Annotated in this window: 18 protein-coding genes; 9 read left to right on the forward strand and 9 right to left on the reverse strand. The window is 71.7% G+C overall.

Features of this window, described 5'->3' with window-relative positions; genetic code table 11:
- Nucleotides 1–100 precede the first annotated feature (100 nt).
- The 3 genes from ABIC61_RS05495 to manA form a co-directional block, all read right to left on the reverse strand.
- The gene (locus ABIC61_RS05495; RefSeq protein ID WP_083295294.1) at nucleotides 101–433 is read right to left on the reverse strand and encodes a WhiB family transcriptional regulator; all 333 of its coding nucleotides are present in this window, start codon (nucleotides 431–433) and stop codon (nucleotides 101–103) included.
- A gap of 189 nt (nucleotides 434–622) precedes the next feature.
- Entirely contained in the window at nucleotides 623–1,585 is a 963-nt protein-coding gene (gene galE / locus ABIC61_RS05500) for a UDP-glucose 4-epimerase GalE (protein ID WP_354029103.1), read from the reverse strand.
- 39 nt (nucleotides 1,586–1,624) lie between these two features.
- A complete protein-coding gene (gene manA, locus ABIC61_RS05505; RefSeq protein ID WP_354029104.1) occupies nucleotides 1,625–2,833 on the reverse strand; it encodes a mannose-6-phosphate isomerase, class I in 1,209 nt (402 codons plus the stop codon).
- A 40-nt stretch (nucleotides 2,834–2,873) separates the two neighbouring features.
- Between manA and ABIC61_RS05510 the strand changes: the two genes are divergently transcribed.
- Nucleotides 2,874–5,006 carry an acyltransferase family protein gene (locus ABIC61_RS05510; RefSeq protein ID WP_354029105.1) on the forward strand — a complete coding sequence of 711 codons (2,133 nt, stop codon included), beginning with the start codon at nucleotides 2,874–2,876 and terminating at the stop codon, nucleotides 5,004–5,006.
- A 30-nt stretch (nucleotides 5,007–5,036) separates the two neighbouring features.
- The gene (locus ABIC61_RS05515; protein WP_354029106.1) at nucleotides 5,037–6,416 is read left to right on the forward strand and encodes an O-antigen ligase family protein; all 1,380 of its coding nucleotides are present in this window, start codon (nucleotides 5,037–5,039) and stop codon (nucleotides 6,414–6,416) included.
- A 4-nt stretch (nucleotides 6,417–6,420) separates the two neighbouring features.
- Here the strand turns inward: ABIC61_RS05515 and ABIC61_RS05520 are convergent, their stop codons facing one another.
- The gene (locus tag ABIC61_RS05520; RefSeq protein ID WP_354029107.1) at nucleotides 6,421–7,815 is read right to left on the reverse strand and encodes a hypothetical protein; all 1,395 of its coding nucleotides are present in this window, start codon (nucleotides 7,813–7,815) and stop codon (nucleotides 6,421–6,423) included.
- Between the two features lie 91 nt (nucleotides 7,816–7,906).
- Here ABIC61_RS05520 and ABIC61_RS05525 point away from each other — a divergent pair, with 91 nt between their 5' ends.
- A complete protein-coding gene (locus ABIC61_RS05525) occupies nucleotides 7,907–9,208 on the forward strand; it encodes an O-antigen ligase family protein (RefSeq protein WP_354029108.1) in 1,302 nt (433 codons plus the stop codon).
- Nucleotides 9,209–9,531: 323 nt separating this feature from the next.
- Here ABIC61_RS05525 and ABIC61_RS05530 read toward each other — a convergent pair whose 3' ends face one another.
- Both ABIC61_RS05530 and ABIC61_RS05535 read right to left on the reverse strand, forming a co-directional pair.
- Complete coding sequence (locus tag ABIC61_RS05530; protein ID WP_354029109.1) at nucleotides 9,532–10,284, reverse strand: polyprenol monophosphomannose synthase; 753 nt, start codon at nucleotides 10,282–10,284, stop codon at nucleotides 9,532–9,534.
- Nucleotides 10,281–12,770, reverse strand: coding sequence for a glycosyltransferase (locus tag ABIC61_RS05535; RefSeq protein WP_354029110.1), 2,490 nt, complete (start codon nucleotides 12,768–12,770; stop codon nucleotides 10,281–10,283). Before ABIC61_RS05535 ends, ABIC61_RS05530 begins: the two co-directional genes overlap by 4 nt.
- Nucleotides 12,771–12,912: 142 nt before the next feature.
- Here ABIC61_RS05535 and ABIC61_RS05540 point away from each other — a divergent pair, with 142 nt between their 5' ends.
- Nucleotides 12,913–14,259, forward strand: coding sequence for a glycosyltransferase family protein (locus tag ABIC61_RS05540; protein WP_354029111.1), 1,347 nt, complete (start codon nucleotides 12,913–12,915; stop codon nucleotides 14,257–14,259).
- Nucleotides 14,260–14,335: 76 nt separating this feature from the next.
- On the opposite strand, the gene ABIC61_RS05545 is transcribed toward ABIC61_RS05540, so the two are convergent.
- Nucleotides 14,336–16,849: a hypothetical protein gene (locus ABIC61_RS05545; RefSeq protein ID WP_354029112.1), complete on the reverse strand. Its 2,514-nt coding sequence runs from the start codon at nucleotides 16,847–16,849 to the stop codon at nucleotides 14,336–14,338.
- Nucleotides 16,849–17,415, reverse strand: a complete 567-nt coding sequence (locus tag ABIC61_RS05550) for a hypothetical protein (protein ID WP_144752449.1) — start codon at nucleotides 17,413–17,415, stop codon at nucleotides 16,849–16,851. The genes ABIC61_RS05545 and ABIC61_RS05550 overlap by 1 nt, the downstream gene beginning before the upstream one ends.
- Before the next feature lie 204 nt (nucleotides 17,416–17,619).
- On the opposite strand from ABIC61_RS05550, the gene ABIC61_RS05555 reads away from it, so the two are divergent.
- The 5 genes from ABIC61_RS05555 to ABIC61_RS05575 all read left to right on the forward strand — a co-directional run bounded on the left by ABIC61_RS05555 (nucleotide 17,620) and on the right by ABIC61_RS05575 (nucleotide 22,860).
- Entirely contained in the window at nucleotides 17,620–18,522 is a 903-nt protein-coding gene (locus tag ABIC61_RS05555; protein ID WP_144752446.1) for an ABC transporter permease, read from the forward strand.
- A gap of 3 nt (nucleotides 18,523–18,525) precedes the next feature.
- A complete protein-coding gene (locus ABIC61_RS05560; RefSeq protein ID WP_144752443.1) occupies nucleotides 18,526–19,755 on the forward strand; it encodes an ABC transporter ATP-binding protein in 1,230 nt (409 codons plus the stop codon).
- Nucleotides 19,674–20,786 (forward strand): glycosyltransferase family 2 protein, encoded by a 1,113-nt coding sequence (locus ABIC61_RS05565; RefSeq protein ID WP_354029113.1) that lies wholly within the window; start codon nucleotides 19,674–19,676, stop codon nucleotides 20,784–20,786. The genes ABIC61_RS05560 and ABIC61_RS05565 overlap by 82 nt, the downstream gene beginning before the upstream one ends.
- A 74-nt stretch (nucleotides 20,787–20,860) precedes the next feature.
- Complete coding sequence (locus ABIC61_RS05570; protein WP_354029114.1) at nucleotides 20,861–22,009, forward strand: glycosyltransferase family 4 protein; 1,149 nt, start codon at nucleotides 20,861–20,863, stop codon at nucleotides 22,007–22,009.
- Nucleotides 22,006–22,860: a glycosyltransferase family 2 protein gene (locus ABIC61_RS05575; RefSeq protein ID WP_354029115.1), complete on the forward strand. Its 855-nt coding sequence runs from the start codon at nucleotides 22,006–22,008 to the stop codon at nucleotides 22,858–22,860. The genes ABIC61_RS05570 and ABIC61_RS05575 overlap by 4 nt, the downstream gene beginning before the upstream one ends.
- Before the next feature lie 71 nt (nucleotides 22,861–22,931).
- Here the strand turns inward: ABIC61_RS05575 and ABIC61_RS05580 are convergent, their stop codons facing one another.
- Nucleotides 22,932–24,785 (reverse strand): glycosyltransferase family protein, encoded by a 1,854-nt coding sequence (locus ABIC61_RS05580; protein ID WP_354029116.1) that lies wholly within the window; start codon nucleotides 24,783–24,785, stop codon nucleotides 22,932–22,934.
- Nucleotide 24,786: the final 1 nt, after the last annotated feature.

Raw genomic sequence — 24,786 nt, forward strand, 5'->3', positions numbered from 1 at the left:
GTGCGTCGGGCGATCGATGGCCGGTCCCGGCGTCCTCGTCGCAGGCTCCTCGGCGCACCCTCGCACGGCGCTGGCGCGCCGTGACCGCTCGGGTGCGCGCTTACGCGCGCTTTCTCAGCTTGCGGCGCTCGCGCTCGGACAGGCCGCCCCAGATGCCGAAGCGCTCGTCGTTCTCGAGCGCGTACTCGAGGCACTGCGCCCGGACCTCGCACGAGGTGCAGATCTTCTTCGCCTCGCGCGTCGATCCGCCCTTCTCGGGGAAGAACGCCTCGGGGTCCGTCTGCGCGCAGAGCGAGTCGACCTGCCACGCGAGCGGGTTCTCCTCGTCGTCGGTCTCCGGACGCCGGACGCCCGGGACGCCGAGCGACACGGGGTCGACGTGCCAGTCCTCCGGTACTCCGGCGTGGAAATCGGAACCGTTCACCCTGATCACCCCTGACGTCTCGATAACGGGACCACAACGATCGCTGTCGTTGCCTGTAATTACAGCGGTGTCATTCGCGAGAGTCAAGTCGCGGATCATAGAAGGCTCTGACCGTTCCGGCGTGTCATGTCCCCCGTACGGGCGTGTCGCGGCCGGTCTGTCCGGGCTTCGGGGGACAACTGACGGCCCCTCGAGCGCTCAGGAGACGTTGCGGCGGGCCTCCCACGCGCTGGTGACCATCTCGTCGAGCGTGTGGCGCATCGACCACTCGAGGTCTCGTGCCGCGGCCTCGCCGGTCGCCACGATCCGTGCGGGGTCCCCGGCGCGTCGCGGTGCGATCTCCGGCTCGAACGCGATCCCGGTGGCGGCGGCCATGGCGTCCATGATCTGGCGAACGCTCACCCCGTCGCCGCTGCCGAGGTTGTACGCGCGCTGGAGGGTCTCGCCGGCCTCGAGCTTCTGCGCGGCGATCGCGTGCGAGTGGGCGAGGTCGGCGACGTGCACGTAGTCGCGGACGCACGTGCCGTCCGGCGTGTCGTAGTCGTCGCCGTTGATCCGCGGGGTCCGTCCGGCGAGCAGGGCGTCGAAGACGAGCGGGAAGAGGTTGTGCGGGCTGGCGTCGTAGAGGTCCGGCTCCCCCGAGCCGACGACGTTGAAGTAGCGCAGTGACGTCGTGGTGAACCCGGCGGCGACCTCCATGTCGCGGAGCAGCCACTCGCCGATGAGCTTCGACTCGCCGTACGGCGACTCCGGGGCCTTCGGGGTGGACTCCACGACCGTCTCGACGTCCGGCGTACCGTACACCGCGGCGCTCGACGAGAACACGGCCTTCCGCACGTCGTTCTCCGCCATCGCACGAAGCAGCGTCGCCATGCCCGTGACGTTCTGCTCGTAGGTGTGCAGCGGCCGCTCCACCGAGACGCCGGCGTACTTGAAGCCGGCGACGTGCACGACGCCCGTCACCGCGTGGTCGCGCAGCGTCCGGGCCAGCAGCTCGCCGTCGAGGATCGTGCCCTGCACGAACGGCACGTCGTCGGGCACGAACGCCCGGAAACCGCTCGACAGGTCGTCGAACGCGACGGTGTCGATCCCCGCTGCACGGAGCGCTCGGACGACGTGGGACCCGATGTACCCGGCACCGCCGGTGACCAGCCAACTCATGCTGGCCACGCTAGCGGACGGTGTTGCCCGACCTCGTGTTCACGCTCCGGTGGCGATGAAGACCGTCGAGGCCAGTCCGCTGCCGCCGTCGGCCTCGACCGTGACGTCGCCCTCGTCGGGCGTGATGTAGCAGGACTCCCCCTGGCGGAGCAGTGTCGCCGACGTCGCGCCGACGAGCGTGACGGCACCCGCGGTGCAGATCGCGATCGACGGCCCGACGAGCGGTGCCACCCCAGCGGTGCCGAGACCGACCGGGCGTCCGTCGCCGGTGACACGGAGGAGCGCGAAGCCCACGCCGTCCGGCGCGAACCGCTCGACGCCGGCGTCGACCGGTTCGGGCGCGAGCAGCGGGGCCGGGTACGCGGTGAAGTCGAGGACGTGCAGGAGTTCTGCCACGTCGACGTGCTTCGGCGTGAGGCCACCCCGCAGCACGTTGTCCGACGGGGCCATCAGCTCGATGCCGAGTCCGTCGAGGTAGGCGTGGATGTTCCCCGCGGGCAGGTACATGGCCTGACCGGCGGCGAGCGTGACGCGGTGCATGAGCAGCGAGACCACGATGCCCGGGTCGCCCGGGTAGCTCGACGTGAGGTCCCGCACGGTCGCCGTGTTCGGCGTCAGGGCGTCGTCGGCCAGCGCCGCGGCGAGGTCGCTGACGGCCTGCACGATCGCCCGGGCCGACGAGTCCGCGGTCTCGAGCCAGCGGACGGTGTCCTCGAGTCCGTGCTGCAGGTGCACCGCGAGGGGTCCGAGGCGACCGGACCCGGCGTCGAGCGCCTCGACCTCGGCGAGGGTCTCGGCGACCGGACGGAAGCCGCTCAGCGCCTCGAACCGCTCGCTCAGCGCGACGACGAGCTCGGGCTTCGGGAACGGGTCCTTGTAGTTGCGGGCCGGGTCGTCGATCGGGATCCCGGCCGCCTGTTCGCGCTCGAAGCCCTCGCGCGCCTGCTCCGGCGTCGGGTGCGCCTGCAGGGACAGCGGCGCCGCAGCCGCGAGGACCTTGAGCAGGAAGGGCAGCCCGGAGCGGTCGGCCCCGAGCGCGTCCTGCGGCTCGGCGGCGATCCAGTCGAGCAGTGTGTCGGCACCGCCCACCATCGCGGGGTTCACGACCACGCTCGGGCTGCCGGGGTGGGCACCGAGCCAGAGTTCGGCCTGCGGGGCCCCGGTGACGGTCCGGCCGAGGAGCTCGGGGATCGCGGTGACGGACCCCCAGGCGTAGTCGCGGGGCGTGTTCGTGATGCCGAGGAACATGGGACAGAGCCTATCGGCGGTCACATTAGACTCTCCCGCGATGCCAGCAAGCACAGCGGAGGCACCCACCCGACGGGCGCTCCGGACAACCGCCACCGGGACGACCGACGCGACCCGGTGGGACATCCAGGGGCTCCGCGCGTTCGCGGTCCTCGCGGTCGTCCTCTACCACCTGTGGCCCGGCCGACTGCCCGGCGGGTTCGTCGGCGTCGACGTCTTCTTCGTCATCTCGGGCTTCCTCATCACCGGCCACCTCCTCCGGGAGCTCGTGACCACCGGCCGGATCGGTCTGGCCGGGTTCTGGGCACGCCGGGCGAAGCGGCTGCTCCCCGGCGCCTTCCTGACGATCGTCGCGACGGGCACCGCCGTGCTCCTCTGGGTCCCGAGCGCCCTCTGGGGGCAGTACGGCCGGGAGCTCATCGCGTCGACCGTGTACGTGCAGAACTGGCAGCTCGCCGCCGACTCGGTGGACTACCTCGCCCAGGGCAACCAGGCGTCGCCGTTCCAGCACTTCTGGTCGTTGTCGGTCGAGGAGCAGTTCTACATCGCGCTGCCGCTGCTGTTGCTCGCCGCCCTCTGGCTCGTCCGACGGTCCCTCCGCCGCGGGACGTCCGCCGTCACCGTCGTGCGGATCGTGCTCGGGGCCGTCGTCGTGCTCTCGTTCGCGTGGAGCATCGTCCAGACGCAGACGGCCTCCGGCATCGCCTACTTCTCGACGGCCACCCGGGCGTGGGAGTTCGCGCTCGGCGGTCTGGCGGCGACCGTCCCGCTGGCGGCGCCCCGGACCTTGCCGGCCCGCGTCGTGCGGGTGGTGGGTGCGTGGGTCGGAGCAGCGGGACTCGTGCTCTCGCTGGTCGTGATCACCGCGGCGACGCCGTTCCCCGGCAGCGCCGCCGCACTCCCGGTCGTCTCCGCGACCCTGGTCGTCCTGTTCGGTGGACGGTCCGGGCTCCAGCGGATCGGGAGGTTCGCACCGATCGGCTTCCTCGGTCGCATCTCCTACGCGGTGTACCTCTGGCACTGGCCCGCCGTCGTGATCGTGCCCATCGTCCTGCGGCACGAGCTCACCACGAAGGACAAGGTCGCGATCCTCGTCGGCGCCGTCGTCGTCGCCTCGATCACGACGCTGTGCATCGAGGAGCCGCTCCGGTTCTCCCGCTGGGTCAAGGCGCTCCGACCGCGCCGTGTGGCGCTCTACGGCGCGCTGAGCACCGTCGTCGTCGTGGCACTCGGGGTCGCCTCGCTCACCGCGCTGCACGTGCAGCAGGTCCAGGCGGCCGAGTTCGCGAAGCAGCTCGGCCGCGGCGACGTGCGGTGCTTCGGCGCGGCGGCACTGATCTCCTCGAGCGACCCGTGCGTCAACCCGGCCCTGGCCGACGTCCGCGTGCCGTCCGCCGCGAACGCGCTCGACGACGACGCGAACCGCGCCGCGTGCTGGTCGAACGACTCCGACGCGTTCAACGTGTGCGCACTCGGCCCGAAGACCGGGTACACGAAGCACCTGATCGCGATCGGGGACTCGCACAACAACGTGCTCGTCGACACCTACGAACGGATCGCCGAGGCGGAGAACTGGCGGATCGACGTCGCCGGACACCAGAGCTGCTACCTGACCACCGCCGTCCAGAAGGCAGGGTCGGCGGAGCAGGTCGCGGACTGCAACGGCTGGAAGCAGAACGCGATGGAGTACCTGCGGTCGCACTCCGACCTCGACGGCGTCATCGTGACGCACTCCACCGGGAACGGCCCGGTGATCCCGCCCGCCGGCAAGTCGAACGACGACACCGTCGTCGACGGGCTCGTGGATGCCTGGCGATCGGCGGCCGACGCGGGCATCCCGATCATCGCGCTCCGCGACAACCCGACGGCACGGCCGGACGTCGTCGCGTGCGTCGGGCAGATGTCCGGTGCGACGACGAGCGGATGCGACTCGAGTCGGGCGAACGCGCTGCGGCTGTTCGACGGCTCCGAGCAGGCAGCCGCCCGCCTGCCGGGCAAGGTCCGGACGATCGACCTCACGGACTACTACTGCACCGCCACGGTCTGTCCGGCCGTGATCGGCGGTGTCCTCGTGCACCGGGATCCGACGCACCTGACGAACACGTTCGCGAAGACCCTCTCGCCCTACCTCGGCGACGAGATCGCGGGGGCCCTCCGCGCGTTCGGGAAGTAGGTCGTGCCGGTGAACACGTACCCTGACTCCGTGACGAACTCCTGGCCGCTGGCACGCGGGACCGTTCCCGAGCGCGAGGCGTTCGCACTCGGGGCGACCGTGCTGTTCGTCCTGTTCGCCGGCGACGCCGTGCCGAACACGCTCACCTGGGTCGGTGCCGGCATCCTCTGGGCCGCGGTCGCGGCCTGGGGCATCGCGGTGCTCGTGCGCGCCCGTCCGCCGATCGTGCGGACGCCCCGCTCGCTGTGGTTCTTCCTCGCGTGGTGCCTGCTGTCCGTCGTCTGGTCGCACTGGCGGCCGGCCACGATCGCGAGCATCACCGTCCAGGTCATCTGCGCCGCGATCGCGTTCGCCATCGCATCGACGTTGACGTGGCGCCGCATCCTCGACGCCGTCAGCCTCGCGATGCGCTGGGTCCTCATGCTGTCGCTCGTGTTCGAGGCGTTCGTCGCCGTGGTGGTCCGACACCCGATCGCCCCGATCTGGACCCACTACGGCGACGCGAAGATCCCCGACGCGTTCTACTTCTCCCGCGCCGAGCTCTTCACCGGCGGGCGCATCCAGGGGCTGCCCGGCAACGCCAACCTCCTCGCGATGGTGGCGTTGCTCGCAGCGATCGCCGTCGCCGTGCAGTTCGCCGAGGGACGGATGGGTCGGAACCGGACCATCGGGTGGCTCGTCGTGGCCGTCGCCGTGCTGCTGCTGACCCGCTCGTCGACCGTGCTCGCCGCCGCGCTCGTGGTCGTGGTGGCCCTGGTCGTCGCGCTCTGGATCCGCCGGGTGCCGACCGAACGTCGGACACCGCGGTACCTCGTCGTGCTCGTGGCCGCCGTGGTCGTCGCCGTGGTCGGGTTCCTGGCCCGGGGCGCCGTGTCGGAGCTGCTCGGCAAGGGTGCGGACGCGACCGGCCGCGGCGAGATCTGGCAGCGGGTCCTCGGCCTGGTCGACCAACACCCCGTCGTCGGGTGGGGCTGGATCGGGTACTGGTGGCCGGACATCCCGACCCTCGCCGACCTCGCGCACCGCAAGGGCGTGACCTACCTGCAGGCGCACGACGCGTACCTCGACGTGTGGATGCAGACCGGGATCATCGGCCTGCTCCTCTTCGCGCTGTACGTCGTCACGACCCTGAACCGCTCGTGGTCGTCCGCGACGCGGATCGGGTACGACCAGACCCTGTCGCCGCGGGCGTTCGACCCGGTGTCGCTGTTGCCGCTCCTCGTCGTCGTGGCACTGCTCGTGCAGTCCGTCGCCGAGTCCCGCCTGCTCTACCAGGGCAACTGGGTGCTCTTCGCGCTCATCGCGATCAAGACCCGCATCGTGCTCGTCGGCGAGGAACCCCGCTCCACCGGCGACGGCCCGCGCACCCCGCCCGCCAAGCGCGAGTTCCGCCGGGCCGTCAGCCGCTGAAGAATCAGTTGCTGAGCAGCCTGCTGCACGGCACGTCCGCGGCCCACAGGGCGGTCCGCACCGGGACGACCTTCGCGGGATCGCCGTCGCACGCCGTCACGGCCGCCGGGATCTCCCCCGCCCAGACCGGCCCGCCGCTCCGCCGTGTGTCACCCGGCGCTGCGTTGCCCACCGCCGCGGCGACCACCAGGGCGACCACGCACCAACCGGCCACCGCCCCGACGAGGCGAGCCGCGCCTCCAGTCCGTCCTCGCTGCCCCGTGGCTGGCGCAACGGGCGTCCGCCAGCCGACGAGGACGCTCGCCGAGACGACCGCCGCCGCGACGAGCAGCAGACCGGACGCTGCCGCGTAGCGCAGCGGCGGCACGGCCTCGAGCGCCGCGACCGGGTGCGACCAGTCCAGGGTGGCTCCGCCGTTCGCGAGCAGTGCGGCCCACCAGACGCCGCCCGACCCGAGCGCCAGTGCGACGACCGTCCACCGGGCCCGCCACCGTCCGACCAGGACCGCCGCGACGACCACGAGCACGAGCAGCGCCAACGGCACCAGGACACCGGCCCAGCCGTGCGCGACGACGAACCGGACCGCGGCCCGCACGTCGGCGTCCCACGCGCCGGAGAACGGCTGGAGGACCCACCCGGCGACGACGTCCGCGAACGCGGGCGACCCCGGACGCGACTCCCGGTGGTCGGTCAGGGCAGTGGTCACCTGCGCGACGGCGCCGAGGAGCGCGACGACGGTCACCGGGAGCGCGCGCGGCCAGGCTCGTGCGCCCGATGCGTCACGCAGCGGGAACCACGCGAGCAGCAGGAGCGGCAGGAAGAACACCGTCTGCAGCTCGGAGAGCACCACGAACCCGGCCAGGACCGCCACGGCGGCACTCCCCCACAAGGTCCGGGCACGGTACGCGAAGCACCACGGCGCAGCGAAGAGCAGGAACCAGTGCAGGTTGGCGGCGTTGCCGGCGATCTCGTACGGCGCGAGCGGCAGGATCGCGGGGACCGCCGCGAGCACGAGCCGGAACGGCCACGACGGCACGACGTCGCGCGCCAGGACGAAGACCGCTGCTGCGACGACACCGACCACGGTGCACGCCCCCAGTGACAGCACGCGGGCGTAGTCCTCGATCGGCATCGCCCACCCGAGGTCCACGAGCAGCCGCGGGACGAGGTGCAGGTACCCGGCGTAGGGGTGCAGGAGCGAGTCGACGGGTCCGAGCGCCACACGCTCGCGCAGGAAGATGCCGCCGTCCTCCGCCCAGACCGTGGTGCGCGTGATCGGGCCGAGTCGCCACCACGTGAGCGCGACGACACCGGCACCGACGAGGACCGGGCCGAGCACCCCGACGAGCGCCCTGACGACGGCGATGGCCGGCCGTGGCCTCGGGATCTGTTCGTCCATCGTCCGCCGACCGTAGCCGAGTCATCACGCATCGGCGATATCGACGCTCCGCGATGGCCCAGCACGGAGGCGCGTACGCCAAGATGGACGGGTGACGGACGGACGGCTGACGAAGCGCGTGCTCGCCAGGCGCTACCTCTCCGCCTGGATCGGGTTCTCCGCCGGCGGCCGGTTCAGCCAGGCACTCGCCACCGTCATCGTCCTGTTCGCCTTCGGACAGCCCACCGTCCAGGCCCTCGTCGGCCGCGCCGGCGTCTGGGCGGTGCTCGTGTCCCTGTTCGTCCTCGCCGGGCTGAGCCTGCTCGGCCAGCGGTACCGGATCGAGTGGCACGGCGTGCTCCCGCTGTCGCTGATGGCCTTCGTCGGATACTGCGCGCTGAGCGTGCTCTGGAGCGAGTACTCCTGGGTGGCGCTCCGCGGACTCGTCGGCACGGTGTGCTTCATCGGGCTCGGACTGTACCTCGCCCTCGGGCGCGACCTCGTGCAGGTGATCCGGGCCTCCGGCGACGCGTTCCGGATCCTGCTCGTCGTCGCCCTCGGACTCGAGGTCCTGTCCGGCCTCGTCCTGGACACCCCGATCCCCGCGTTCGGCATCCAGGGGAACATCGCCTACGGCGGGCCGATCCAGGGCGTCGGCGGGACCCGGAACTTCATGGGGTTCATCGCCGCGATGGCGCTCGTGACCTTCGTCGTCGAGTTCCTCACCCGCTCGGTGACGATGTGGCGCGCGATCGGTTCCACCGCACTCGCCGTCATCGCGCTGATGCTCGTGCAGTCCCCCATCACCGGCCTCGCCATGATCGCCCTCGCGATCACCGCCCTCGCGCTCTGGTCACTGCGGCACGCCCGACCGACCACCCGCCCGGTCGTGAACGGCGTGCTCGGTGGGTTCGTGCTGCTCATGCTCGTCGTCGGCGTGCTCGCCCGGCACCGGGTCCTCGCCGAGATCGGCGCGGCCGGCGGCACCGCGACCCGCGTCGACCTGTGGTCGCAGATCCGGGTCTTCGTGGGGCAGTACCCCATCCAGGGCTGGGGGTGGGTCGGCACCTGGCCGCACGAGGCCGTCGTCCCCTACGTCACCTTCATCGACCCCGCCGGTGCCCGGTTCACCTCGGGTCTGAACGCGTTCGTCGACGCCTGGCTGCAGATCGGCCTCGCCGGCACGATCATCCTCGGCGTCACGGCACTGCTCGCGTTCGCCCGGGCCTGGGTCACCGCGACGACGTTCCCGGGCGTGGCGTACGTGTGGCCGGCCGCGGTGCTCGTGCTCCTCGGGGTGACGAGCGCCGCCGAGAGCTACCTGCTGCACGGCGCCGGTCTCATGGTGTTCGTCGCCGTGCTGGTGATCGCGGCCCGACGGCGGTCCTGGCGGCGGCACCTGCCGCGCACCTGACGAGCGCTGCGCGCCGGCACGGCGTCACGCCGCGCACGGTGCGCCCTCGCACGGTGCGAGAGCAACGTACGGTGCGAGGTTCCGCGCATGGTGCGGGCCCGCACGGCTCGCACCGTGCACGAGACCTCGCACGCTGCGGCCTGGAGGCGCGTGGCGGCGCCGCCACGCGCCTCCAGTCCGCCCGTGGCTCGCACGGTGCGACGGCGACGTACGGTGCGAGGTTCCGCGCGTGGTGCGAGGCCCGGACGGTCCCACCGTGCGCGGAACCTCGCACACTGCGGACCGGCCGGTGCGCGCAGCGCGACGCGCGCCGCGCGCGACGGTCAGCGCGCGGTGTGCCGCCGGCGGCCGAAGCGCCGCTGGAGTCCCCACTGCGTGACGCGCAGCATGGCCTCGCCGACGACCGAACCGCTCATCTTCGAGACGCCGTGCACGCGGTCCCGGAACCGGATCGGCACCTCGACGATGCGTCCACCGAGGTCGTCGACACGCAGGGTCATGTCGACCTGGAAGCAGTAGCCCTTCGAGTCGACCGACGCCAGGTCCATGCGCGCGACGGTGTCCGCACGGTAGGCCCGGAACCCCGCCGTGACGTCACGCACGCCGACGCCGAGCGCGATCCGGGCGTAGGTGTTCGCGCCGCGGCTGAGGACCTCGCGCCGGAGCGGCCAGTCGACCACGGAGCCCCCGGGGACCCAGCGGGACCCGATGGCGAGCGCGACGGTCTCGTCGTCCTGCACGGCGCCGATCAGCGCGGCGAGCCGGTCGGCCGGGTGCGACCCGTCGGCGTCCATCTCGACCAGCACCGGGTAGCCCCGTTCGAGCCCCCAGCGGAACCCGGCGACGTACGCCGTCCCGAGGCCGAGCTTGCCGCTGCGCTCGATGAGGTGCACGCGATCGTCGTCATCGGCCATCGTCCGGACGAGGTCGGCCGTCCCGTCGGGGCTGCTGTCGTCGACGACGAGCACGTGTGTCGTCGGGACCGCCTCGAGGATCGCTCGGACGGCGCTCTGGATGTTCTCGGCCTCGTCGTACGTCGGGACGACGACGAGGGCCGTGGGAGCGGCTCCGGTCACCGGTTCTGCAGGCGCCGCTTGATCTTGCCCGCGACACTGCGCGGGCCCTCGGTGCGGAAGTAGTGCACCGCGCGGCCGACGTCGTGACGGATGCCGTAGAGCTTCTTGCGGTCCGGCACGCGGACGCGCATCTGGTGCGCCTCGACCTGGGCCGCCGTCTCCCGCACGGACTTGTCGGCGGCGCGGACGGGGTTCCGGCAGAACTCCACGAGCGGCGCGAGGACGTTCTCCCACGTGAACTGCTCACGGACGCGGTCGACGTTCCCGATGAACTCGGTGCGGGCCTTCTTGTCGTAGATCGCCGTCTCGAGCGCTGCAGCCAGGCCGTCGATGTCCTGCTCGTGCACGGCGATGCCGAGCTTCTGCTCCGCGACGAGGTCACCGAAGGAGTCACCCGCGGTCGTCACGATCGGCAGGCGCGCCCACAGGTAGTCGAGGATGCGGGTGCGGAACGAGAACGTCGTCTCGAGGTGCTCGTAGTGCGTCGAGACGCCGGCGTCGGCCTCGAGCAGGTAGGCGCCGCGCTCCTCGTACGGGATCCACGTGTCGTTGAAGAACACGTGCTTGCCCGTCAGGCCCAGCTCGTCGGCCTCGGCACGGACCTTGGCGACGATGTCCATCTCCGGGACGTCCGGGTTCGGGTGCTGCACGCCCATGAAGAAGAGCTTCACCGTCGGGCGGCGCTCGGCGAGCCGGGCGATCGAGCGGACGAGCGTGATGGGGTCGAACCAGTCGTAGATCCCACCGCCCCAGACGACGAGCTTGTCGTTCTTGCCGATGCCCGGAACGACGCCCTTGACCCGCGCCTGGTCGTGCACGGGCGGGGTCGAGGACAGGCCGAACGGCACGACGCCGATGAGCGAGCGGAGGTCGGCGTCGCGCGAGTACGTGCGGGCGTTCACCCGGCCGGAGCCGGCGAGCTGGCCGAGCCAGAACATGCGCTGACGCTCGGAGGCGCAGATGAAGTAGTCGCCGAGTTCGAGCTGGTGGTTCAGGGTGTCCGAGGCGTCGAGGATCTGGCGGTTCCACTGGTCGACGTCGTCGCTGCGGCCCTGCTCGAGCTGCTCGAGGTGCAGCGGGTCGTACACGTCGACCACGAGGATCTTGCGCGTCGACTCGAGCACCGGGAACAGGCGGAGCGCGTGGCCCTGCACGATGATGACGTCGGCCCAGGCCTCGTGCTCGACCATCTGGCGCGGGTGGCGGTGCGGCACCGTGACGACCTCGTACGAGGGGTCGATCGGCGACGAACGGGTCAGGCTGATCACGCGGACGTCGTGCTCGTTCGCGAGCTGCTTCGCCATCTGGGTGGCCCGGATCGCCGGGCCGGCCATCTTCTCGCCGATGGAGTCGCCCGTGATGATGAGCACGCGGCGCCGCGTGCCGACCTCGAGCACGCCGAGCGAGTGCACGATCTTGTCGTAGCCGGCGAGGTAGTTCTCGATCGGGTACGCCGGCTCGTCGCGGTTGCCGAACAGCCGGAGGAGTTCGCGGTCGCTGCGGACGCGGCTCGCCTGGATCTCGCGGCGCGACTCGGTCATCGACGGCAGCTGCTCGACGAACTGGTCGACGCCGTAGATGCCGGCCATGCTCGTCTTCGGCACGGGGATCGTCGGGACGCTGTCGTCGCCCGGGTTGCGGAGGTCGAGCTCGGTCGAGTCGAGCTCGCCACGGCCGATCGCGCGGCGGACGACGAGCGCGAGGGAGCCGGGGAGGGCCGCAGCGAGCTGCTCGTCGCCGAGGTTCTTGTAGAGCGTGAAGAGGGCGTTCCGCTCGAGCAGGTACGTCTCGCGGAAGTCGCCGAACTTGTTCATCGACGCGTGGTGCTTGTGGAACGCGACGGACTTCGGCTGGTACCGGAAGCGCCAGCCGAGCAGGTTGAGACGCCACCCGAGGTCGACGTCCTCGTAGAACATGAAGTAGCGGTCGTCGAACCCGCCGAGCTGCTCGAAGAGCTCCGCGCGGATGAACATCGCCGCGCCGGTGCCGAACAGCACGTCGGTCTCGGACTCCCAGCGGCCGGTGTCCGGGGAGCCGGCGAAGGGCTTGTAGCCCATGCCGTACCAGGTCATCGCGGCCTCGGTGAAGTCGACGTTGACGCCTTCCCAGTCGAGGACCTTCGAGGCCACCGCACCGATGTCCGCGCCGGAGGCGAACGTGGCCATCGCCTCGCGCACCCAGCCGGTGTCGGGACGGGCGTCGTTGTTGAGGAACGCGACGATCTCGCCGGAGGAGTGCTCGACACCGAGGTTGCAGCCCCCCGTGAACCCGAGGTTCGCGCCGGAGTCGACGAAGGTGAAGTCGAGGTCGGAGGCCTTCAGCCGTCCGACGTGCTCCGGACCGGAGCCGTTGTCGACGACGATGACCTCGAGCTTGTCCTGCGGCCAGTCCTGCTTGCGGAGCTCGGCGATGCTCGTCAGGGTGTCGTCCGTGCCCTTGTAGTTCACGAGGACGACGGACACGACTCCCGGCTTGCGCTCTGTCACGGCGGGTTCCTCCAGCGGCTGCCGCGCCAGCGGCAGGGATCGGTGATGCGACCGTCGGGGATGCCCGTCGGCCGACATCACCCTACAAGGCGCAGCACGGCGCTCGGCTGAGGTCGGGTCCGGGTCGTGCACAATGGCACTCGTGTCGCACCACTCGATCCCGTCCTCCCCCGCATCGTCCCCGCTCGCAGAGGAGTACGCCGCGATCGCACGCGGCGACCACGCGACGGGCCCGAGGGGCACGATCCGCTTCGCGGTCTCGACGGACGACCCGACCGAGGGTAAGGGCGACCTGTTCGTCGCGCTCGGGCTGGCCCGGGCGCTCCGGTCCGCGGGCTGGGGCGTCGACTTCTGGCCGATCGGCCGCTGGACCGAGGAGGTCCCGGCGGACACGACGGTGCTCGTGAGCATGATCGAGTCGTTCGTCCCGGGTCTCGTGCCGGCCGGCACCGCGACGGTGGCGTGGGTGCGCAACTGGACGGCGCAGTGGGCCTCGCTCCCCTACCTCGCCGAGTACGACGCCGTGTGGGCGTCGTCCTCGATCGCGCGGGACGCCCTCGCCGCCGTGTACGACGGCCCGGTCGAGGTGGTGCCGATCGGCGTCGACCTCGACCTCTTCACGACCGAACCGACCGACCCGACCGAACCGACCGACACCGCCGGCACCCCGACACCGCGCAGCGACCGGACCGTCACGACCGTCAACTTCTGGGGTGCCCGCCGCCGGGTCCAGGACGTCCTGCTCGAGATCGCGCCCGCCGAGCCCGTCGTGTGGTTCGCCGCGAACGTCGAGCACGTCGAGCCGTCCCCCGGTGTCGAACTGCGCGCCGCGGTGCCGTACTTCGCCCTGCCGGAGGTCTACCGCGCGGCCGCGTTCGTGGTGGACGACGTGATCGCGCCGGCCGCCGAGTTCGGCACGCTCAACTCCCGGCTGTACGAGTCGCTCGCCTGCGGTGCCCTCCCGGTCACGGACTGCGCGCTCGGACTCGACGAGCTCGGGCTGGGCGACGTGCCGGTGTTCACCGACGCGGCCTCGCTCGAGCGTGCGATCGCGATGCCGACCGCGGAGCGCGACGCCCTCGTCGAGCGGCTGCACGCCGTGGTCGTCGAGCGGCACTCCTACGCCGCCCGCGCCGAACAGGTCCGGTCGTCCCTCGACGCGGCGGTCGAGCGGGCGGACGGCCGCACCGGCGATCGTGCGCCGCTCCTGCGCTGGGCGACGCTGCAGCGCGAGGAACTCCGCGAGACCGCCCACGAGCGCGACGTGCACCGCTCCGGGGTCCACCAGATCAACGAACGGCTGATCGTCTCGGAGGAGGCGGTCGCCGTTCTCGACCGTGGCCGACGCGACGCGGACGCGGCCCGCCAGGCGGCCGAGTCGGAACGCGATGCCATCGCGCTGCGCTACGAGGCCCTGACGCGCTCCGCCGAGTACCGGGTGCTGGACCGCCTCGGTCGCGTGGCGCGCCGGCTCCGGCAGCGCGGCTGACGGAACGGACCGGTCGACGGACGGGAGGCACGGTGCCAGCTGGCACCGTGCCTCCCGTCCGTCTGTCCGTCACCACCTACGAGACGGTCACCGTCTTCGTGCCGAAGTCCTTGTAGACCCCGCCCGGGAGTTCCTGGTACCAGACCCGCACGGTGTGCTTGCCGGCCGTCAGGCCGGTGAGCGAGACGTCCAGCCCGACGTCGGAGCCCCAGCCGGGGTGGACCTTCTCGACGTCGGTGCGTACGGTGTCGGCGCTCCCGGCGGTCGCCCCGACGCCGTCGACGTGGATCTTGTACTTGACCGGGGCGAACGTGTCGGGGTCGATGGCCCAGCCGGTGACCCGCGCGGTCCCCCTGCCCCCGGTCACGCCGTCGTACGCGCCGTAGACCGCACCGGTCTTGCCGGTGCTCGTGCTGCTCGTCGCCGTGACCGTCACGGACTTCGTGCCGAAGCTGACGTAGGTGCCGCTGGGGAGGTCCTGGTACCAGACTGTGACGGTGTGCGTGCCCGGTGCGATCCCGGTCAGCGTCGTGGCGAGACCGACGTCCGAACCCCAGCCCGGGTGCGACGACGCGATGTCCGACCGGGCGGCGTTCGCGGTGCCCGCCGCGGCGCCGACCCCGTCCACGTGGATCTTGTACAGCACCGGGTCGTACCGGTCCGGATCGATCGCCCAGCCCGTGATCGCGACCGTCCCGGCGCCGCCGGTGGCCTGCTCGAACGCGCCGGTGACGGGGCCGCTCCCACCGGTGGCGCCGCTCGACGGCGGGGTCCCCACGGTCACGGTCTTCGTGCCGGCGCTGACGTAGGTTCCGCTCGGCAGGTCCTGCCACCAGACCGTGACGGTGTGCTTCCCGGGAGCGATCCCGGTCAGCGTCGTGGCGAGCCCGTGCGCCGAGCCCCACTTCGGGTAGGCGGTCGCGACGTCGCTGCGCGCGGCGTTCGCGGTCCCGGCCGCGGCACCGACCCCGTCGACGTGGATCTTGTACAGCACGGAGGCGTACGTGTCGGGGTCGATCGCCCAGCCCTTCAGCGCGACGGTCCCGGCGCCGCCGGTCGCCGACTCGAAGGAGCCCCGCGGGGCGCCGGTCGCGCCGGTCTTCGCGGTGACCGTGGTCGCCTTCTGCGCGACCTTGACCCAGACGGAGCCCGGTCGGTCCTGCGTCCAGAGCGAGACCGTCCTGGTCCCCGCTGCGACGTTCTGGACGGTCTTCGAGAACCCGACCGTGGAGCTCGCGCCCGGGTACTTCGCCGCGATGTCCGCGCGCTGGACGTCGGCGGTCGCAGCGATCGCGCCGACACCGTCGACCTGCACCTTGTAGGCGGTCGCAGCCGACGAGTCACGGTCGAGCGCCCATCCGCTCACGGCGATGGTCCCCTGGCCGCCCGTGACCGTGTCGAGACTGCCGACCGGCGCCGAGGACGGCACGGTGACGTCGCCGCAGTTCAACAGCGTGTTGGCCCCCGGCCCGACGTTGATGCCGAACACGCAGACGTTGTGACTCCCGGGTGCGATGCCCGTCAGCGTGGTCTGGAACCCGTGCGCCGTGTTGTTCGCACCGAGCTGGCCGGCGAGGTCGGCTCGCGTCGCGTCCGCCAGCACCGAGGCCTTGCCGACACCGTCGACGTAGAACTGCGCCTTGATCGGGGCGGTGGTGTCCGGATCGGCCGTCCACCCGCGCACCGAGATCGTGCCGCCCGCTGCGCCGCTCTGGGCGTCGACGAACCCGATCGGGGACGAGCCGCCCGTGGGCGAGCCGAACCAGTCGGTGTACATCCGCCAGAAGTTGCGGTTGCCGTAGGCCGAGCAGCTGTCGCCCGTGCCGTAGAGGTTCGCCATCGCAGCGGTGTTCGGCGTGTACGGCGTGTAGATGTACAGCCCGGCGGTGGCCGCGTTCTGGATGTACACGGTCTTCCGGCCGCACGCGGCGTTCGGGTTGTACAGGATCGAGTTGTTCCGGCCGGCCTGGTACGCCCACGAGGTCGGCGACGCCTGGTAGCGCTTGAACTGCAGCGCGGCGGCGTAGACCTGCTGGCCGAACCCGAAGTACTTCGGGTCGCACGGTGCCGTGTCCGGGCAGGCGAAGCCCGTGGCGTGCAGGTACATGTAGTTCGTCGGGGCGTTCGTCGTGACGATGCCCTGCTCCTTCTGCAGGAGCACGAGGAGCACCTTCTGGCTGATCCCGCAGGCCGCGCCGACCTGGGCGATCATCGTCGCCGCCGACTTCGACCCGGCGGCGATCGCCGCGCACCGTCCGGAGACGGCCGGGATCGCGCTCATGCTCTGCACGAAGTTCTTCAGGCACACCGGGCCGCCGGACTGCTGCTTGCAGTTCGGGGCGACGCTGTTGAGGAACGACTGCACGCTGGTGGCGCTCATCGCGGACCCGTTGTAGAAGTTCGCGTCGCTGATGATGTAGCCGGGGTCGAAGTTCGCGGCGACGGCGGCCGAGGCCGACTCGGAGCCGTCGTTCCCCGCCGCGATCGTGCCGATCGTCAGGCCGCCGGCGGCGACCGCCAGGGAGGCGACGAGCGCCAGGGTCGCGCGGAGCGGGCGGCGTCGCCCGTCCTTCGTTCGGATGGATCGCATCACGGCACCTCCGCCGTCATCGGGTCGGACGTGGTCGACTTCGACCCGACCGTGTACTTCAGGGTGATCGACCACGTGCCGGTCGACACCTGGTTCGCGGGGAACGACACCTGGGCGCAGTTCACGGACGAGGCACTCGCCTCGGCCTTGCTCGTGGCGGTCCGCGACACCGTGCCCTTCTTCGCCGTGAAGGTGCAGGTGCCGGACGTGTCGGTGGTGCCGGAGACCAGGCCGCCGGCCTGGAGGGTCTTGCTGCCGGTGTCCCAGCCGGAGAAGGTCAGGACGGCGGTGGCCGGGAAGTCCGACGGGTCGACGTCGGGCTGGGTCGTCTGACCGGAGCCGGGGAAGGCCGTCGGGACGTCGTCGTCGCCCGCGGTGGCACCGGACGACGGCTCGCCGACCCCGTCCGTCGTCGTGGGGGTCGGCGACGGCGTCGTCGTGGCGGAGGCCGACCGCGTGGCGCTCGGCGTCGGATCGGTGTCTCCGCCGGCGGAACAACCCGCCGCGAGGAGACTGAGAGCACCGACCACCGCGAGCGCAGCGATCGGCCGTGGAGCAAGCTGCATGCTGACGGGCCGTCCTGTGGATGTTGACAAGGGTCCGGGTTGCGTCAACGGTAACCCCAAAGTGAAGGTTGAGGGTTGCTCCTGCGCACATTCACCCCCGCACGGGGGCGAACGACACGTGTCGCTCGGCACCGGCGTACTCCGGTTCCCCATCGCTGCGGTGAGTATGCTGTTCCGGTCCTGCCCCCACGAACGAAGAGACGAATGGTCGATCAAGCCCGCATGGCGGCGCTCGCGAAGGAACCCCTCGTCGTCGTCGGCGCCCCGACGAGCGCGATCCGAGGCACCTGGCGAGAACTCCGCGACGTCTTCCGGCAGCGCGAGATGCTCGGGATGCTCATCCGCCGCGACCTCAAGGCGCGGTACAAGGACTCGGCGCTCGGGTTCGTGTGGACGCTGGTGCGCCCGCTGACCCAGCTCCTCATCTACTACTTCGTGATGGGACAGATCCTCGGCGCGGCCAAGGGCATCGACAACTTCGCGATCTACGTCTTCACCGGCCTGAGCGCGTACACGCTGTTCAGCGAGATCGTCGCGGGGTCCACCGGATCGATCGTCGGCAACTCCGGCCTGATCAAGAAGGTCTACGTCCCGCGCGAGGTCTTCCCGCTCGCGAGCGTCGGCGCCGCCCTGGTGAACTACGTCATCCAGTTCGCCATCCTCATCGCCGCGACGATCGTGCTCGGTCTGTTCCCCTGGCACGGCGGACTCGTCTACCTGATCCCCTCGTTGCTCGTCATCCTCGTGTACGGCGCCGCGATCGGGCTCGTGCTCTCGGCCCTGAACGTGTACCTGCGCGACGTGCAGTTCGTCATCGACGTCGGCCTGATGGTCCTGCTCTGGGCCTCGCCGATCGTGTACTCGTACTCGATGGTCATCGAGCGGCTGAAGGTCGACTGGGTCCTCGCCATCTACACGAACAACCCGCTCACCCTGTCGGTCCTCGGCATGCAGAACGCCATCTGGCTGCACGACCCGGCGAAGGTCACGTACCCCGACCACCTCATGCTGCGACTCGGCATCGCCTTCGTGATCGGGCTCTTCTGCCTGCTCGGAGCGCAGCGGGTGTTCTCCCGCCTGCAGGGCAACTTCGCGCAGGAGCTCTAGACCATGGCCATCAGCACACCTGTCTCCCCCACCACGCGCCAGGACACCGCCGAGCGCCCCGACGTCATCGTCATCGACCACGTCCGCAAGCGGTTCGTCGTCCGCAAGGACAACACCATCCGCGAGCGCATCGTCACGCTCGGTCGCGCCGGCCGGAAGCACCGCCAGGACTTCTGGGCACTCGACGACGTCACCGTGTCGATCCAGGCCGGCACCACCGTCGGGCTCATCGGCCAGAACGGCTCCGGCAAGTCCACGCTGCTCAAGGCCATCGGCGGCATCATCCAGCCGACGTCCGGCACGGTCGCGCGCCGCGGGCGTCTGGCGGCGCTGCTCGAGCTCGGCGCCGGGTTCCACCCGGACCTGTCCGGCCGCGAGAACGTCTTCCTCAACGCGAGCCTGCTCGGCCTGAGCCGCAAGGAGACCGAGGAGCGCTTCGACGACATCCTCGCGTTCTCCGGGATCGGCGACTTCATCGACACCCAGGTGAAGTTCTACTCATCCGGCATGTACGTGCGACTCGCCTTCGCGGTGGCCGTGCACACCGACCCCGACGTCCTGCTGGTCGACGAGGTCCTGGCGGTCGGCGACGAGGCGTTCCAGCGCAAGTGCCTCGACCGCATCCGGTCGTTCCAGGAGCAGGGCAAGACGATCATCATCGTCACCCACTCGCTCAGCCAGGTGCAGGAGATGTGCGACCGCGTCGTGCTGCTCAACAAGGGCAAGGTCCTGCACGACGGCGACGCGATCCAGGCGGTCAGCAAGTTCCGCGACGTCCTCGAGGAGCGCCGTTCCGACGAGCTCAGCGCGGACGTGGCGGTCGGTCGCGGCACCGTCCTCGGCGCCACCGTCACGGTCGAGGGCAAGGAGCACCGCGCTCCGGTCGTCCCCGGTGACGACCTCATCGTCGACATGGAGTTCGAGCACCTGGACCGCGTCGAGGACTGGGAGGCCGCGGTGCAGATCAACAACACCGCCGGTCAGGTCGTCTACGGCACCACCACGGGCATCATGGGCATCCACCTCGAGCCGCTGCACGGTCGCCGGAAGCTCCGCCTCCGCATCGCGGACACGAACTTCGGCACCGGCAAGTACTTCATCAACGTGTCGATGATGGACTCCGCCGGACGACACCTGCACGACCTGCCCGAGTGCGACTCGTTCGAGGTCCCGTCGTTCGGCGACGCCGTCGGCACCGTCTACGCGAAGCCCTCGATCGAGGAGCTCGGCTGACCCCGACCGACGGCGCCAGCCGCACCGCGGTCGTCGTCGTCAACTGGAACCGCGCCGACCTCACCACGCGGGCGGTGCGTGCCGTCCTCGACGACGGCGCGGCCGATGAGGTCGTGGTCGTCGACAACGGCTCGACCGACGACTCCGTGGCCGTGCTCCGACGCCAGCTGCCGGAGGCGACGGTGCTCGTCCGTGAAACCAACGGCGGGTTCGCGGCGGGTGCGAACACCGGCATCCGGCACACGGACGCCGAGATCGTGGTCCTCCTCAACAACGACGCCGAGCCCGCTCCGGGCTTCGTCGCGGCCCTCCGCGACCACCTGGACGCCGCCCCCGCGGCGGTCGCGGCCGTGACGGGCCGCATCGTGCTCGCCGGACGCTGGTCGCGCCTCCAGTCCGGTTCACCATCCCCCACCGGACGCGCGCTGCGGGACCACGACGGCCACCTGTGGGTGCCGTCGCCGGACGGCGAGGTCCGTCTCAACTCGACCGGCGTGCGCGTCGACCGCGACGGCAACGGCAGGGACCGCGACTGGTTCGCAGCCGTCGACCGGGCCGCCGACCGCGAGGTCTTCGGGTTCTCCGGCGGCGCGTCAGCGCTCCGACGAGCCGCGTTGGACGACGTCGGACTCCTCGACGAGTCGCTGTTCATGTACTACGAGGACACCGAGCTCGCGTGGCGGCTCCGACGCCGTGGATGGCGCGTCGAGTACGCCGGCGACGCGGTCGTCGAGCACGACCACTCCGCGTCGTCGGGCGTGCAGAGCGACCTGTTCGTGTTCCGCAACGCACGCAACCGGGTGGTCGTCGCCCTCTGGCACGCGCCGTGGTCGACGGTGCTCCGTGCGAGCACCCGGACCCTCGTCCGCGGCCTGCGCGGACTGGCCGCCGGCAGCACCCGACGGGAGGCGCGACTCGTCCTGGCAGCACTGGCCGACGTCACGGGACACCTCCCCGCGCACCTCGCGCACCGGCTCCGCCAGACGCGGGTCGCGTCCGTCCCGCGGAGCGCCGTGGACCCGAGCGCATGAGCGCGGCGGGCTATCCTGGGGACTCCCCCGTCGACGGCACCGGCCGCGGCGTTCCCGCACGGAAGGAACCACGCGTGCCGCAGCTCACCGTCCTGATCGACGGGACGGCGGTACCGCGGAACCTCGGCGGCGTCGGACGCTACGTCGAGGGGGTCGTCTCGCACCTCACGGATCCCGACCTCGACGTCCACCTGGTCGTCCGGCCGGTGCACGCGTCGCACTTCGCCGAGATCGCCCCGCACGTCACGGTGCACCGGGCGCCGGCGTGGACCGACTCGGTGCCGCTGCGCTTCCTCTGGGAGCAGACCGGCCTGCCCGCACTCGGCCGCCGACTCGGTGCGACCGTGCTGCACTCACCGCACTACACGTTCCCGTTCTCGTGGCGACGCGGGTCGGTGGTGACGCTGCACGACGCGACGTTCTTCTCCAACCCGGAGTGGCACTCGCGCCTGAAGCGCACGTTCTTCACGTGGTGGAGCCGCCGCTCGCTGCGGACCCGTCCGGTCGTGATCGTGCCGAGCGCCGCCACCGCGACCGAGGCCGCGCGCGTCGTCACCGGCATCCGCGCCGACGTCCGGGTCGCTCCGCTCGGGGTCGACCGCACCCGCTTCCACGAACCGACCACGGCCGAGGTCGAGGACGCCCGGATCGCCGCCGGACTCCCCGACGACGCCCCGTGGATCGCGTTCCTCGGCACGATCGAGCCGCGCAAGAACGTCACGGCGCTGCTCGACGCGTACGCCGCCGTGCGGGGTGCGCGGGACGCGACCGGGTCACCGACACCGTGGCTCGTGCTCTCCGGCGCGCGCGGCTGGGACGACGCCGCGATCGAGCGGCTCGACGCGCTGCAGGACGCCGACCACGTCGTCGAGGCCGGGTACCTCCCGCTCGAGGACCTCGCCGGCTTCCTCGGCGGCGCGGAGTTCGTGGTGTACCCGTCGCTCGGCGAGGGCTTCGGCCTGCCGGTTGTCGAGGCGATGGCCACCGGGGCGTGCGTGCTCACCACCCGCCGACTCTCGCTGCCCGAGGTCGGGGGCGACGCCGCGGTGTACACCGAGCCCGACGCCTCGGCGCTGGGAGCCGCGATGGCGTCGCTGCTCGACGACCCCACGCTCGTCGCGTCGCACCGGGCCGCCGCGCTCCGACGGGCCGACGACTTCACCTGGGACGCCACGGCCGCCGTCCACGTCGGCGCCTACGAGGCCGTCGGAGGTGCACGATGATCCGCGTCGCCGTCCTGACGGTCACCTACAACACCGGTGAGACGATCCGGCCCTTCCTCGCGAGCATCGAAGCCGCCTCGACGTCGCCGGTCGCCGTCGTCATCGCCGACAACGGGTCCACCGACCTCGACGCGCTCCGGGCGATCGGCGAGTCCTACGGCGCCGTCGTGGTGTCCTCGGGTGGGAACCGCGGCTACGGCGGCGGGATCGACGCCGCCCTCGCCGCGCTCGACGACGTCCTGCCCGACGTGCGGCCGGACTTCCTGCTCGTCACGAACCCCGACGTCGTGCTCGAGCCGGGGTCGATCGACGAACTCGTCGCCGCGGCCGACCGGCTGCCCGACGGCGGGTCGTTCGGGCCGCAGATCCTCGACGACCAGGGCGAGACCTACCCGTCCGCCCGGCGGCTCCCCTCGCTCCGCACCGGCCTCGGCCACGCGGCGTTCTCGCGCTTCTGGCCCGCGAACCCGTGGAGCCAGCGGTACTGGTCCACCACGCAGGTCGTCGAGCGCGAGGCCGGCTGGTTGTCCGGCGCGTGCTTCCTCATCCGCACCGACCTGTTCCGGCAACTCGGGGGCTTCGACGAGTCGTACTTCATGTACTTCGAGGACGTCGACCTCGGGCAGCGGGTCGGGTTGTCCGGACGGGCGAACGTCTACGTGCCCACCGCCGTCGTCACCCACACCGGCGCGCACTCGACGTCGTCGAACCGGCGCCGCATGGAGATCGAGCACCACCGCAGCGCCTACCGGTTCCTGTCGCGGAAGTACCGGGCCTGGTGGCTGTGGCCGCTGCGGCTCGTGCTGCGCGTCGGTCTCGCCGTGCGTGCGCGCTGGGTCACCCGCAAGTAGCACGGCGGCGTCGTCCACGCGCACCGAGTCGGTGCTTCGCGTCCTGGACGGGCGGCCGGTGCCTCTGCGCGTCAGCGCCGGAGGCGGGCCCGCTCGGCGCGGGCGGCGTCCAGCAGGACCCGGGCGCGGGCGTCGAAGGAGTGCTCGGAGGCGATGCGGGCGGCGACCTCGGCGCGCTCGTCGGGTGTCGGCCAGGGGCGCACCGGGTCGAGCAGGGCGGCGAGGTCGTCCCGCGACCGAGCCACCGCGAGCGTCGGGACGTCGAGCACGTCGTCGAGACCCTCGACCGGATCGGTGACGACGACTCCTCCGGAGGCCAGCACGTCGAACACCCGGTTCGACACGAAGCCCCCGGCGGCCATGTCCGGCCAGTGGTCGTTGAGCACCACCCGCGCGGAGGCGTAGGACGCGGCGACCTCGGCCCGGGTCAACCTCGACGCCCCGCGCATCGGCTCCGGCACGACGGACTCCCACCCGGGTCCGTGCACGCGCAGATCGGCACCGAGCGCGACCGCGTCGGACACCACCGGGCGGGAGGCACCCCGGGTCGACCCGACGAAGACCACCCGGCCGGCATCGGGTCCCGTCGGCGGGGACGGACGGAAGACCGCCGGGTCGGTCGCCTGCAGCAGCGTGGTGACCGGGACACCCGATCGCTCCGCCGCCGCTGCCGCCCAGACGGGCCCCGCCGCGAACACCGCGTCGAAGGAACGGAGTTCGGTGTCGACGAGGTCGTCGGGGTGGCTGATGACCCAGAGCAGGTTCACGGACGCCGGGTTCGGCGGCACCCGGTCGAGGCCGCGCACCACCAGCGTGACGTCGTCCGTGCCGTCGTCGTCACGGACGTGGGCGTCCCGGCGGTCGACGCGGACCCGCTGTCCCAGCCGTTCGAGGGCCCCGGCGAGCTCGGCGGCGAAGTGGACGTCGCCCCAGCCGTCGCCCTCGGGCCCTGCGGGGGCGGCGATCTTGAGCGACCACGCGAGCTTGTCGGTCGACACTGTCCGCTGCGGCGCGGGCGCGACCGGACGGGCACCCCATGGTGGCAGCGGCGGACCTGCGACGACACCCGAGCCGCCGGGCTCCGGCTCGCGGTCGCGCCAGGCGGCGAACGCGTCGACGACGGTGCGGTCGATCGTGCGACCTGCCTCGGCCGACCGTTCGACTGCCCACGTCACGACGGGATCCTGCCCGGTCCGGTCCGCGACCGCTCGGGTCCAGGCCGTGACCGTCATGCGTTCGTCCGGGAGGCACGGCGCCGGCACCAGCGCTGCACCCGGCACCGCGACCACCGGTTGGTCAGCCGCGAACACCTGTGCCGTCCGGATCCCGTCGGCGAGGCGCGCGTCCGACACGGCTGCGGCGACGTCCGGCGACGGCGGGGAACCCGGATCGTCGTCCGTCCCGGGGAGCGCCCCCGGTCGGAGCAATCGAGATCCGTGCCGACGACTGCCGTCGGCCAACCACACGCGCGCCTGGGCGACACGGTCGTGGCCCGCCGTGGCGAGCACCTGCAGGTCCTGGTCGGTGACGCCGACGGTGGAGTCGACGACGAGCAGGACGCGACCGACCCCACCGGACACCCCGGCGTTGATCGCGGACCCGATGCCGTCCACCGGGTCGGTGCGCACCCACGGCAGGCCGCGCTGCGGGGCGTCCCGTGGCGAGGCGTCGGCCACGTACCCGACGGCACGGACGTCGGCCTCGGGGCCGAAGGCCCGACGGGCCGCCGCCACCAGCGCGGGCAGTCGCTCGTACCGGTCCGACCGGCTCACCAGGACCACGGTGACCGCGCGGTCCAGGTGCGGCAGGGTGCCGTCGAACCCGGCCACGAGAACGGGCGACGCCGCCGTCTCGGACGCGGGTCGCGCCTCCAGGCCGGAGCCGGAGGGCGTCGCGTCGCGACGGCGGCGTCTGAAGATCGCCACG

This window comes from Curtobacterium sp. 1544, from assembly GCF_040544915.1.
Lineage (GTDB): Bacteria > Actinomycetota > Actinomycetes > Actinomycetales > Microbacteriaceae > Curtobacterium > Curtobacterium pusillum_C.

Excerpts from the sequence above, each read along its gene's own strand:
- ABIC61_RS05560 (WP_144752443.1), top strand. The coding sequence starts at position 18,526 with ATGGCCATCAGCACACCTGTCTCCCCCACCACGCGCCAGGACACCGCC.
- ABIC61_RS05550 (WP_144752449.1), bottom strand. The coding sequence starts at position 17,415 with ATGCAGCTTGCTCCACGGCCGATCGCTGCGCTCGCGGTGGTCGGTGCT.
- ABIC61_RS05510 (WP_354029105.1), top strand. The coding sequence starts at position 2,874 with ATGCCAGCAAGCACAGCGGAGGCACCCACCCGACGGGCGCTCCGGACA.
- galE (WP_354029103.1), bottom strand. The coding sequence starts at position 1,585 with ATGAGTTGGCTGGTCACCGGCGGTGCCGGGTACATCGGGTCCCACGTC.
- ABIC61_RS05520 (WP_354029107.1), bottom strand. The coding sequence starts at position 7,815 with ATGGACGAACAGATCCCGAGGCCACGGCCGGCCATCGCCGTCGTCAGG.
- ABIC61_RS05545 (WP_354029112.1), bottom strand. The coding sequence starts at position 16,849 with ATGCGATCCATCCGAACGAAGGACGGGCGACGCCGCCCGCTCCGCGCG.
- ABIC61_RS05555 (WP_144752446.1), top strand. The coding sequence starts at position 17,620 with ATGGTCGATCAAGCCCGCATGGCGGCGCTCGCGAAGGAACCCCTCGTC.
- ABIC61_RS05575 (WP_354029115.1), top strand. The coding sequence starts at position 22,006 with ATGATCCGCGTCGCCGTCCTGACGGTCACCTACAACACCGGTGAGACG.
- manA (WP_354029104.1), bottom strand. The coding sequence starts at position 2,833 with ATGTTCCTCGGCATCACGAACACGCCCCGCGACTACGCCTGGGGGTCC.